This is a genomic window from Rhodococcus sp. 14-2496-1d (assembly GCF_002259365.1).
Lineage (GTDB): Bacteria > Actinomycetota > Actinomycetes > Mycobacteriales > Mycobacteriaceae > Rhodococcoides.
Genome location: NZ_NPFV01000012.1, coordinates 252,757 through 264,919 on the forward strand (window position 1 = coordinate 252,757; position 12,163 = coordinate 264,919).

Below are 12,163 nucleotides of genomic sequence, written 5' to 3' on the forward strand. Positions count from 1 at the left end.
CGCGAACTCGAAGTCATGGACGGAAATCGCCAGATTTTCATCCATGACTTCGAGTTCGGCGGAGGCTGGGTTACTTCAGGACGATGTTCACCATTCGACCCGGGATCACGATGACCTTGGTCGGGGCCTTGCCGTCGAGCAGGGCCACGATTTTCTCGTCGGCGAGCGCAGTCTTCTCGACGTCGTCCTTCGTCGCATCGGCGGGGACGGTGATGCGGCTGCGGACCTTGCCGTTGACCTGGATGGGGTAGTCGACGGTATCGGCGACGAGCCACTTCTTCTCCACGCGCGGGAAAGGCCCGTGCGCCAACGACTTCTCGTGACCGAGCTTGCTCCACAGTTCCTCGGACAGGTGCGGTGCCAGCGGAGCGAGCATCAGGATCAGCGGCTCCACCACCCCACGCGGGGCACCGTCGGGGTACGCCTTGGTGATGTGGTTGGTCAGCTCGATCAGCTTGGCGCCCGCCGTATTGTCGCGCAGCGCAGCGTAATCCGCGTGCACACCGTCGATGACGCGGTTGAGTACCCGCAACGTGTCCTCGGTCGGCTTGGCGTCGGTGACGCGGACCTCGCCGGTCACCTCGTCGAGCACCAGTCGCCACACCCGCTGCAGGAAGCGCTGCGCGCCGACGACATCCTTGGTCGCCCACGGCCGCGAGGTGTCCAGCGGTCCCATCGACATCTCGTAGAAGCGCAGGGTGTCGGCACCGTACTCGGCGAAGATCTCGTCGGGGGAGACCGAGTTCTTCAGCGACTTACCCATCTTTCCGTACTCACGGTTGACGGGCTGGTCCTGGTGGAAGTAGCCACCGTCGCGCTCGATCACCTCGGCCGCGGGCACGTAGACGCCGCGAGCGTCGGTGAAAGCGTAGGCCTGGATGTAGCCCTGGTTGTAGAGGCGGCGGTACGGCTCGCTCGAGCTGACGTGGCCCAGATCGAACAGCACCTTGTGCCAGAAGCGCGAGTACAGCAGGTGCAGCACCGCATGCTCGACGCCACCGACGTAGAGATCGACTCCGCCGGGATCGTGGGGTCCGTGGATCTCCGGACGCGGTCCAACCCAGTACTTCTCGTTCTCCGGGTCGGCGAAGGCCTCGGAGTTGGTGGGGTCGATGTAGCGCAGCTGGTACCAGGAGCTGCCGGCCCACTGCGGCATCACGTTGGTGTCGCGGGTGTAGGTCTGCAGCCCGTCACCCAGATCCAGTTCGACGTTGACCCACTCGGAGGCCTTGGCCAGGGGCGGGGACGGCTCGGAGCCCGCGTCGTCGGGATCGAACGAGACCGGTGCGTAGTTCTCGACCTCCGGAAGTTCTACCGGCAGAGCAGAATCCGGCAGCCCGTGCGGGTTGCCCTCTGCGTCCCAGACGATCGGGAAGGGCTCGCCCCAGTAACGCTGGCGAGCGAACAGCCAGTCGCGCAGCTTGTACTGAATGGTGCCGCGGCCGGTGCCGTCGGCTTCCAGTCGCGTGATGACGGCGGCCTTGGCCTCGTCCACCGGCAGGCCGTCGAGGAAGTCGGAGTTCACCAGCTCACCGTCGCCGACGTATGCGGCCTCGGTGACGTCTCCGCCCGAGATGACCTCGCGCACAGGCAGATCGAACGCGGTGGCGAACTCCCAGTCGCGTGCGTCGTGTCCGGGGACGGCCATGATCGCGCCGGTGCCGTAGCCGGTCAGCACGTAGTCGGCGATGAACACCGGCACCTGCTCACCGTTGACCGGGTTCTTCACGTAGGCACCGATGAAGACGCCGGTCTTCTCCTTGTTCTCCTGCCGCTCCAGATCGGACTTGGCGGCGATCGACGCGCGGTATGCGGCAACGGCTTCCGCGGGGGTTGCGGCTCCGCCGGTCCACTTGCCGGAGACGTCCGACGGCCACTCGGGAGCAACCAACGCGTCGACCAGTTCGTGCTCGGGGGCGAGCACCACGTAGGTGGCACCGAACAGCGTGTCCGGTCGAGTGGTGAACACCTCGATGTTCGAGAAGGAGACCTGCGCACCGCGGGAGCGCCCGATCCAGTTGCGCTGCATGGTCTTGACCTTCTCGGGCCAATCCAGGTACTCGAGGTCGTCGACCAAGCGGTCCGAGTACGCGGTGATCCGCATCATCCACTGCCGCAGGTTCTTTCGGAACACCGGGAAGTTTCCACGATCGCTGCGTCCGTCGGCGGTGACCTCCTCGTTGGCGAGCACCGTACCCAGACCGGGGCACCAGTTGACCATCGAGTTGGACTCGTACACCAGACGGAAGCCGTCGATCACCTCGCGGCGTTCACCGACGGTCAGCGACTCCCAGGAGCGGCCGTCGTCGAGGGTCCGCTCGCCCGAGGCGAAGGTCGCCTCCAGCTCGGAGATCGGACGCGCCTTGTTCTGATCGACGTCGAACCAGGCATTGAAGATCTGCAGGAAGATCCACTGCGTCCAGTGGTAGAAGTCGACGTCCGTCGTCGCCAGGGACCGTCGGCGATCGTGCCCGAGACCCAGCCGACGCAGTTGGCGTCGCATGTTGGTGATGTTGTCCTCGGTGGTGCTGCGCGGGTGCGTGCCCGTCTGCACGGCGTACTGCTCGGCCGGCAGACCGAATGCGTCGTAACCCAGCGCGTGCAATACGTTGCGGCCCTGCATGCGGTGATAGCGCGCGAAGACGTCGGTGGCGATGTAGCCGAGGGGGTGACCGACATGCAGCCCACTGCCCGAGGGGTACGGGAACATGTCCTGGACGAAGAGTTTGTCCTTCGGGACGTCTCCGGCGAGGCTTCCGACCGGATTGGGCGCGTCGAAAGTGCCCTGCGTCTCCCACAGGTCCTGCCACTGCTCCTCGATGTGCCCGGCGAGTTCGGCTGTGTAGCGGTACTCGGGGGCGGACTCGGTGGGTGCTTCAACGGAATCGGTCACACCTACCAGCCTAAAGTGTGACGCGGCCCGCCTGGTACCAGGACCTCGCTGCGCCGTATCCTGGCCAGGTGGTCATCGTCTCGGTTGTGTTGTTCGTGCTCGCCCTCGTCGTCGGCGCTGTCGCTGTCGCGTCACTGCTGGGCCGGCTGCCACGCAACCGTTTCGCGGGTGTCCGCACCGCCGAGGCCATGCGTGACGACGAGACGTTCACCCTCGCCAACCGCGTCGCAGGTCCCACCACCGCCGCATCGGCTCTGGTACTGGCCATCGGCGCCGTAGCCGCTCTCGCACTGAGCGGCATCGCCGCTATCGTCGGCGTCGTCGTTGCCCTCGTGGCCGCGCTGTTCATCGCCGCAGCCGGCGGGACCATCGGGGCCCGCGCAGCAGCGGCCGTTCCGCCACCCGCCGAGGCGGACGGATGCGGAAGCTCGTGCATCTCGTGCAGCCTCAAGGACGCCTGCCAGCCGAGCTGAGCCGAGCAGATGAAATCGAGGGCTGCCCGCACGTTCGATCCCGCCGGGGTCGTCTTCGGTGTTCTCGGACCTCTGGTCGTCGCTGCTCTCGGTCTCGTCCTCGCGTACCTGTGGCAGGACCGTCTGCCGGAGCAGGTCGCCACGCACTTCAGCGGCACCGAACCCGACGACTTCGCCGACCCGCTCTCCAACGCCTGGACCCTCGCGGTCGTGATCGTGCTGGTGGGCGGCGGGTGCAGTGCCGTCGCATCATTGGCTCGGGTGCTGCTGATCATGCGTCGCACGATGCTGATCATCGGGCTGACCGTCGTCGGGACCATCGGTGTTCTGCAGATCGCGACCCTCGTCCGTGAACTGGATATGGCGACCGCGCAGAGCGTCACCATCCCCGGTTGGGCCATGGCGGTGGGAACCGTCGCCGGCTTCGCGGCCGGACTGTTCGGCGCATCGCGGCTGCGCGACCACCGCGAGCGCGTTCTCGCCACCTCGCCGCCGCACTCCGATCTGCCGCGGTGCAATCCCGAATTGCCCCTGGTCGTCCATGTCGGTGCCAGTCGAGTCGCCGGCACGACCGTCGCGGCGGTATCTCTGGCAGGCGCTGCTCTGACGTGCTACCTGTCCAGCTCGCTGTGGCCGATCTTCCTGTTCGCCCCGCTGACCATTCTCATCCTGTCCCTGCTGCGCTTCACCGTGCACGTCGACAGCGACGGCCTGTACGTATCGAGTCTGGGAATGGCCGCGTTCGACTACGACATCGACGAGATCACCGGCTCGTCCGTTCGGACGGTGGACCCGTCGAAGGAGTTCGGTGGTTGGGGTCTACGGGCCAAGGGACGCGGCAACTACGCCGTCGCCACCGAAGCCGGGCCCGCGGCCTTCGTCACGTTCGCGAACGGGGACCGGCTCACCATCGGGTCTGCCGACGCGGCGATCATCGCGGGAACCCTCAACACCCTCACCGATCGGACCCGCAGCACCACGATGGATTAAGTTAGCCGAGTGAAGTTGTTGCGGGATACCGTGCTGGATCCCTTCCTGCTGGGCATCTTCGCGGTCGCCGCGCTGGCAAGCCTCTTCCCTGCCACCGGCACGGCGGAGGACGTCCTCGGCTGGATCACGCGCATCGCCATCGCACTGCTGTTCCTCATCTACGGAGCGCGGCTCTCGCCGCGTGACGCCTGGGACGGTGTCAAACACTGGCGGCTGCACTCGGTGATCCTGGCGTGCACGTATCTGCTGTTCCCCGCGCTCGGGCTTGCGCTGCGGATTCTCGTCCCCGGGGTGATCAGTGACGACCTCTACACCGGAATCCTGTTTCTGTGTCTGGTCCCCTCGACCGTGCAGTCCTCGATCGCCTTCACCTCCATCGCACGCGGCAACGTCGCCGGAGCTGTCGTGAGTGCATCGTTCTCCAACATCATCGGCGTGTTCGTCACCCCACTGCTGGTGATCGCCCTGATGACCACCACGGGTTCCGTGACCATCGACCCCGGCTCGGTACTCGATATCGCTCTGCAACTGCTGCTTCCGTTCGCCGTCGGTCAGCTGATCCGGCCCTGGGTGACCGGATGGCTCACCCGACACAGCGCGCCGACGAAACTCGTCGACCGGGGTTCGATCCTGCTGGTGGTCTTCGCCGCCTTCAGCGAATCGATGAACCAGAACGTGTGGTCGTCGGTGGCGGTGTGGCGCATCGGCGTCGTCGTCGCCGTGTGCGCCGCGTTGCTCGCCCTGGTGCTCACGATCACCTGGTACGGAGGCAAGTGGTTGGGCTTCACGTTCGAGGATCGATTGGTGCTGCTGTTCTGCGGATCCAAGAAGAGTCTGGCCAGCGGGCTACCGATGGCGGCGGTGCTGTTCGTCGGCCAACCCGTCGGACTGATCGTGCTGCCGCTGTTGATCTTCCACCAGATCCAGCTGATGGTGTGCACCGTGATCGCGCAGCATTTCGCGCGACGGCCGGAATCGGAACTGGGCCCCGTGGCCCGCGTCGCGGACTAGATTGAGTACCAGTCGAGAACTCGGGAGAAGACGATGACCAGGAAACTGCACACCGACGGCGTCGTCTCTGCCGCCTACACCGGCCGCCTCGCCACCAATCCCGTACCCGCACTGCGACTTCCCGAGGACCAACTCGATCCGGAAGCCGCATACCGCTACATCCACGACGAACTGATGCTCGACGGCAGCTCGCGCCTGAATCTGGCGACGTTCGTCACCACGTGGATGGATCCGCAGGCCGAGAAGCTCATGGCGGAGACGTTCGACAAGAACATGATCGACAAGGACGAATACCCGTCCACCGCGGCCATCGAAGAGCGCTGCGTCAACATCGTCGCCGATCTGTTCCACGCGCCCGGACTCGACCGAAAGGACCCGTCGTCGGCCACCGGCGTGTCGACCATCGGGTCCAGTGAGGCCGTGATGCTGGCCGGGTTGGCACTCAAGTGGCGCTGGCGAGCCAAGGGCACCGGAACGGCCGCGCCGAATCTGGTGTTGGGCAGCAACGTTCAGGTGGTGTGGGAGAAGTTCTGCCGCTACTTCGACGTCGAGCCCAAGTATCTGCCCGTCGAACGTGGACGCTACGTCATCACCCCCGAGCAGGTTCGGGATGCAGTGGACGAGAACACCATCGGCATCGTCGCGATTCTCGGCACCACGTTCACCGGAGAACTCGAACCGGTGCAGGAGATCTGCGCGGAACTGGACAGGATCGCGTCGAGCGGAGGCCCGGACGTCCCGGTCCATGTCGATGCGGCCAGCGGCGGCTTCGTCGTTCCGTTTCTCGACCCGGATCTCGAATGGGACTTCCGGCTGCCGCGGGTCAAGTCGATCAATGCCAGCGGCCACAAGTACGGATTGACCTATCCGGGAATCGGATTCGCAGTCTGGCGCACCAAGGAAGATCTTCCCGAGGACCTCGTGTTCCGGGTCAACTATCTCGGCGGAGACATGCCCACCTTCACCCTGAATTTCTCCAGGCCGGGTAATCAGGTGATCGGGCAGTACTACAACTTCCTGCGACTCGGCAGATCCGGATACACCGACATCATGAAAGCACTGCGCGACACGGCCGTTCGTGTGAGCAGGCATCTCGACGAACATCCCGACGTCGAGGTCGTCACCGACGGATCTGCGATCCCGGTGCTGTCGTTCATGCTGAAGGATCACTGCGACTTCACGGTCTTCGACGTCTCCCACGAACTACGCGCCCGTGGATGGCAGGTGCCGGCATACACGATGCCCGACGACGCCACCGACGTCGCAGTTCTCAGAGTCGTTGTCCGAGAGGGTTTCAGCGCGGATCTGGGCAGAATGCTGTGCAGCGCCATCGACGAAGTGATCGACGGACTGAAATCAGGCGGGCACTCGAACGCGAGGGCCTTCTCTCACTGAGTGCCTGCGGCAGTGGTGCGGTTGAGTGCCCTGGGTGGCACCTGACCGCGCCACTGCGTAGCACTCAGTTCCGGTCGACGTCGATCGGATGGGATGCCAGCAGCGCCAACGGCATCGGCTGCCGACGCAACACATGGGCCCACAGGTCGATGCGTGGTGGACCGATCACATCGGATGGCAAGGCAGACAACACCATCCAGTCTTCCCGGTCCAGTTCACCTTCGAGCTGGCCGAACGTCCACCCCGAGTACCCGGCGAAGATGCGGACACCTTCGACCAGTGGGGCGATATCGGCAGGATCGGAATCGAGATCGACCATCACCACTCGGCCGTCGACGCGTCGTAGACCGGCAACACCGTCGAGCGACACGCCGGTCCGCAGCGTCGCCAGGCACAGCGCCGAATCGCGCTTGACCGGGCCACCGACGTACAGCGCCTGCGGCTTGGCGGCCAGCTCGGACCAGTTGGGCAGCACGTTCTGCACCGCGGTGTCGCTGGGACGGTTGATCACGACACCGAGGCTGCCCGCATCGTTGTGTTCGATGATGTAGATGACGGTGCGCCGAAACGTGGGCTCCACCAGTTCGATGGACGACACCAACAGGCTGCCTGGGCGGACATCGCGCAAGGCCGATGTCGTCTGGTCCTCGGGTTCCTCCGCATGCGATGCCACGCTAGCCATTGTGGCACCGCGCACCCGCCGATGTGGCGCAAGCACCGCGGCCAGTTTCCATGGGTCGTTCCGCGGGCTCCACTCCCGCCTCGGCCCTACCGGAGCCCGGCGATCTCGGTGAGAAGTCCCAACTGATACTCGAACAAGTCGTCCCTGTTGGCGAACGTCGTGGCACCGTACTGATCGAACACATCGAAGCTGATGGCCCCGAACAGCGACGCCCACACCATGACTCCCAGTGCGATCAGCCCGTCGGGCAGATCCGTCTCCATCTGCGCACGGATGTCCTCGAAGCTTCCGTGCAGTGACGCCAGCTCGGGCGGATCGGCCTCGACGTCCGGTCGACGTGTCTGCCACGCCGAGTGGAGGACGGCCACCAACGTGGTGATCACGCGCGTGCCCGGCCCGGTGGTCTGCTCCGCGGGCGCGTGATAGCCGGGCACCGGGCTGCCGAACAGCAACGCGTAGCGTGCCGGCTCCCGCAGTCCCCACTGTCGAACCGTCCGGCCGAGCGCGAGGAACTTCTCCCTGGGACTGTCCACCGCGTCCACCGCCGCGTCGACAGCGTCCCCGAGCTCGGTGTATCCGTCGACGACGAGCAGGGTCAGCAGCTCGTCACGGCTGGCGACGTACCGGTAGACGGCGGAGGACACGACGCCGAGGTCCCGGGCGACTGCCCGCAGCGACAGGGCCGCGGCACCGTCGGCGGCCAGGTGCTCGCGTCCGATCCGCGTGATGTCGGCCAAGGTCTGCGCACGGGCTCGGGTGCGGGGGGTGCTCGCCATGGCTCTCACAGTAACTGCCGCTCTTTTTGGAGAGCACTGCTCTTGCTTTATTGCGGCCACGGGTGCACACTCGTTACATCAGAGAGCACCGCTCTCGTTTACCGAATTGGAGCAGTCATGACCGAACTACACGTCGTCACCGGAGCCGGGCCCGTCGGCTGGACCGTCGCCGAACAACTTGCTGCACAGGGCCACTCGGTGCGCGTCCTCACCCGGTCGGGTAGCGGACCGGATCATCCGATGATCGAACGCCGCGCCGTCGACATCGAATCCGACGATCTTCGACCCCATCTGAGCGGTGCCACCGCGATCTACCACTGCACCCACGTCGCCTACGAGGACAAGGTGTGGCGGGACAAGCTCGAAGCGATGGAAAAGCGGGTGCTCGACGCGGCCGCGGGCACCGTCGTCGCGTTCCCCGAAAGTCTCTACGCATACGGCCGGGTCGACGGACCGATCCGCGAGGACTCGCCCCGAGACGCGACGTTCCGGAAATTGGGAGTACGTACCGAGCTCCTCGCTGCGCGTGATGCGCACGCGACCCCCACCGTCAGCGTCGCCGCCTCGGATTTCTACGGGCCACGCGTGCTGGCCTCGCACATGGGGGAGCGGGTGATTGCGCCGATCCTGGCCGGCAAGCCGATCCGCGTCGTCGCCTCCGCCGATCTTCCCCACTCGTTCACCTATGTCCCGGATCTGGCAGCCGCGATGATCACCGCCGCCGCGTCGCCATCGCTGTGGAACACCGTCCTGCATGCCCCGACAGCTCCCGCGGTATCGCAGCGATCCATGATCGAGATGTTCTCCGCTGCAGCTGGACTCACCGCACCCAAGGTCGGCGTCATTCCGGCCTGGGTGATGCGCGCATTGAGGCTGGTGCCCGGCCCGATGAAGGAACTCGGCGACACGCTGTATCAGTTCCGTTACCCCTATGTCCTCGACTCGAGCCGCAGCGAGAGCATCCTGGGGCAGCAGCCCACGTCACTCGTCGACGGTACGGCCGCCACGATGGCGTGGTGGGCCTCGACTCCCGCTGTCTCCGTATGACGCGCGGGGGCTAGAGTCCCGTCGGTGAGCGACGCGTCCTTCCGTACCCGACTGCGCCGGTCCCCGGGAGTCGGCAAGCTGACCACTGTTCGGTTCGCCGGTCAGTTCGGCGACGGGTTGTTCCAGGCCGCGCTCAGCGGTGCCATTCTGTTCAACCCGGAGCGTGCGACGAACCCGGCCGAGATCGCGGCCGGATTCGCGGTGTTGCTCGTCCCGTATTCAGTGGTCGGACCGTTCGCCGGGGCATTGCTCGACCGCTGGGATCGCCGCTCGGTCCTGCTGTGGGCCAACTTGATTCGCATCGTTCTGATCATGGCCACGGCAGGACTGCTGTGCAGTGGGGTCGATTCCACACCACTGCTTCTGCTGGCGTTGGCCACCGTGGGGCTCAGCCGATTCGTGCTCGCCGGAGCGTCGGCGTCGCTTCCTCACGTGGTTCGGCAGTCGTGGCTGGTGCCGATGAACTCGGTCCTTGCAACCGTCGGCTCCGGTTTCGCCGCCGCGGGTGCCGGCCTGGCTGTCGCGGTCATCGGCGTCGTCGGTGCCGGCGATGTCGGCTCGGGGATCGCCGTGGGTCTGGCGGCCACCGGCTCGGTCGCAGGCGCTCTCGCGGCGGCACGGTTTCGGCCCCGATCACTGGGACCGGGAACCCCGAGCCGAACCGATAGTACTGTGAAAGACGTTGCGACAGGATTGAAATCGGGCGCACAGGCAGTCTGGCGCTCGGCCGGCGTCACGACCGCGATGATCGGCATCGGCGCACACCGCATCGTGTTCGGCATCAACACCCTGATCATGGTGTTGATTCTTCGCGAGACGACAGCGAGCAGCTTGCCCGGCGGACTCGCCGGCTTCGGCATAGCGGTGGGTGCCACCGCCACCGGCATGTTCCTCGCTGCCGTCATAACCCCCTTCGTCGTTCCCCGGTTGGGGCGCACCCGCACGATTGCCTCCGCTCTCGTGCTCGCCATCGCGGCGCAGCTCGGAGCCGTCTCCGCCCTGACACAGACCAGCTTGCTGATCGGAGCCTTCCTCCTGGGCATCGCCGGGCAGACCGTCAAGCTCAGCGGGGACGCCGCCATGCAGATCGAGATCGACGACGCCCACCGCGGACGCGTCTTCGCGTTGCAGGACACCGTGTTCAACGTGGCATTCGTCTCTGCCCTCGCCGCTGCGGCCTTCGCCGTCGGCCCCGACACGACCGATCTGAGCCAGGACCCCAGTGCACACGCGCTGGTGTTCGTCGGGGCGGGAATCTATACCCTCGGCCTGGCCGCAGCGGTGATCGACACCAGGCGCGCACGCCTCTGACGTGGTGTATCTTCTCGTACCGGACCGATGAGTATCGTCGGAGATCACGGGGGCAACACATGCAGGGCCGTACGACATCGCTCGGCTGCATACTCGCGGTTGCCGCTGGTACGGCCGTCCTTGCTGCGCCGCCGGCGTTCGCGGCCCCGCCTCCGCCGGTGAACTCCTGTGGGGAAACCGGTTTCGACCCCAAGGATTACCCGCCCGAACCCATCGGACCCGGCAATCCACCGCAGTTGCCGCCGTTGCCGGACCGCGTGGTGATCCCCGTGCCGCACCCGTCGATCGAACTCGTGCCGGTGCCCGACCCGGCCCCGAACAACACCCGCGTACAGGCCGATGTGCTGACCGACCCGTGTGCGGACCCGTGCCCCGATCTCACCGACGACACCGATTCACCGGCATCGGGCTCCGCAGACCATCTGCCGTTCCCCCGCATCGAGATCGACCCGCAACCCGAAACCATTCCCATCCCGATCCCCGGTCCCGGCGGAACCCCGGGAACCCCGCCGCCCGCTCCTGCCGTCACCCCAGCAGAGCCCGGACCCACGACGATGCCACCCGCGGCACCTGCCGTCGGACACGTCGAGGTCGTCTCGCAGGTGACCGGACCGGGATCGGAGAACCGCACCGACAAGCGCTGGCAGGTCGACGGCACCGATCTCGGCATCATGTGGGAGAGCAAGCCCGGCGAGATCGCAGTGGCATTCGGCGATTCGTTCGGCAAAGGGTGGGAATTCGGCGTCGTCGGCGGCGACGACTGGCGATCCAACGCACTGGGACACAGCACCGACACCGACCTGTCCGACGGCATGACCCTGGACTCGATGGTGCAGGACTCGCGTTGCCACGCAGCCGAACTGCTGCCCTCGCGCAAGATCGAGAACTGGGAGACCACGGTCATCCCCACCTCCGGGTTCGCGATCGACGATCGACAGTACATGTCCTACATGTCCATTCGACGCTGGAGCACGATCCCCGGCATGTGGTGGACCAACTACGGCGGTATCGCCTACTCGGACGACAACGGGTCAACCTGGGTCAAGGACGAGCATGCCAAGTGGGACAACGTCTTCGGCTTCTCGAAGTTCCAGGTGTCGACGATGGTCCCGGCGGGGGAGTACGTGTACATGTTCGGCACCGTCAACGGTCGCGTCGGACAGGTGGGGCTCGCGCGCGTCCCGAAGGCGGACGTGCTGAACAAGACGGCCTACCAGTACTGGGTGAACGGCACCTGGGCTCCCGTCGGCTCGAACGAGGCCACCCCCATCGCCGACGGTATGGCCGGGGAACTGTCGGTCCATCACGACGAGGCCCGGGACCTCTGGCGGATGACGTATCTCGATCCACTGCGCGGCGATATCGTTCTGCGCGAGGCGAATTCGCCGCAGGGGCAGTGGACCGCGCCGGCGACCCTGATCGACACCGCCGAGTACCCGAAGACCTATGGCGGCTTCGTTCACCCGTGGTCGACGGCGGACGAGCTGTACTTCACCGTCTCGGAGTGGGACAGCTACAACGTCTATCTGGTCAAAGCCGAGCTGCGCTCGTCGTGAGCGGAAATTCGTAGTGGGCTACGAACTTT

10 protein-coding genes are annotated in these 12,163 nt (G+C 65.8%); 7 read left to right on the forward strand and 3 right to left on the reverse strand.

What is annotated here, in order from left to right:
- Positions 1-70: 70 nt before the first annotated feature.
- Positions 71-2,893 (reverse strand): leucine--tRNA ligase, encoded by a 2,823-nt coding sequence (leuS, locus tag CH296_RS09525; protein ID WP_094684575.1) that lies wholly within the window; start codon positions 2,891-2,893, stop codon positions 71-73.
- A gap of 68 nt (positions 2,894-2,961) precedes the next feature.
- Here leuS and CH296_RS09530 point away from each other — a divergent pair, with 68 nt between their 5' ends.
- The 4 genes from CH296_RS09530 to CH296_RS09545 are packed head-to-tail and all read left to right on the forward strand — an operon-like array spanning position 2,962 to position 6,762.
- Positions 2,962-3,366: an SdpI family protein gene (locus CH296_RS09530; protein ID WP_094684601.1), complete on the forward strand. Its 405-nt coding sequence runs from the start codon at positions 2,962-2,964 to the stop codon at positions 3,364-3,366.
- Between the two features lie 9 nt (positions 3,367-3,375).
- Positions 3,376-4,356, forward strand: coding sequence for a DUF1648 domain-containing protein (locus CH296_RS09535; protein ID WP_094629028.1), 981 nt, complete (start codon positions 3,376-3,378; stop codon positions 4,354-4,356).
- A gap of 9 nt (positions 4,357-4,365) precedes the next feature.
- Positions 4,366-5,367, forward strand: a complete 1,002-nt coding sequence (locus CH296_RS09540) for a bile acid:sodium symporter family protein (RefSeq protein WP_094656683.1) — start codon at positions 4,366-4,368, stop codon at positions 5,365-5,367.
- Positions 5,368-5,400: 33 nt separating this feature from the next.
- The gene (locus CH296_RS09545) at positions 5,401-6,762 is read left to right on the forward strand and encodes a glutamate decarboxylase (RefSeq protein WP_094684576.1); all 1,362 of its coding nucleotides are present in this window, start codon (positions 5,401-5,403) and stop codon (positions 6,760-6,762) included.
- Positions 6,763-6,826: 64 nt separating this feature from the next.
- Here CH296_RS09545 and CH296_RS09550 read toward each other — a convergent pair whose 3' ends face one another.
- Complete coding sequence (locus CH296_RS09550; RefSeq protein ID WP_032396966.1) at positions 6,827-7,444, reverse strand: YqgE/AlgH family protein; 618 nt, start codon at positions 7,442-7,444, stop codon at positions 6,827-6,829.
- A gap of 86 nt (positions 7,445-7,530) precedes the next feature.
- Complete coding sequence (locus CH296_RS09555; RefSeq protein ID WP_045197748.1) at positions 7,531-8,220, reverse strand: TetR/AcrR family transcriptional regulator; 690 nt, start codon at positions 8,218-8,220, stop codon at positions 7,531-7,533.
- Between the two features lie 117 nt (positions 8,221-8,337).
- Here CH296_RS09555 and CH296_RS09560 point away from each other — a divergent pair, with 117 nt between their 5' ends.
- From CH296_RS09560 to CH296_RS09570, 3 genes are read left to right on the forward strand one after another with little or no spacing between them, the layout of a single operon-like run.
- The gene (locus CH296_RS09560) at positions 8,338-9,267 is read left to right on the forward strand and encodes an NAD-dependent epimerase/dehydratase family protein (RefSeq protein ID WP_094656685.1); all 930 of its coding nucleotides are present in this window, start codon (positions 8,338-8,340) and stop codon (positions 9,265-9,267) included.
- A gap of 24 nt (positions 9,268-9,291) precedes the next feature.
- Positions 9,292-10,578 (forward strand): MFS transporter, encoded by a 1,287-nt coding sequence (locus CH296_RS09565; protein ID WP_094684577.1) that lies wholly within the window; start codon positions 9,292-9,294, stop codon positions 10,576-10,578.
- Positions 10,579-10,637: 59 nt separating this feature from the next.
- The gene (locus tag CH296_RS09570; RefSeq protein WP_094684578.1) at positions 10,638-12,134 is read left to right on the forward strand and encodes a DUF4185 domain-containing protein; all 1,497 of its coding nucleotides are present in this window, start codon (positions 10,638-10,640) and stop codon (positions 12,132-12,134) included.
- The last annotated feature ends 29 nt before the right edge of the window (positions 12,135-12,163 follow it).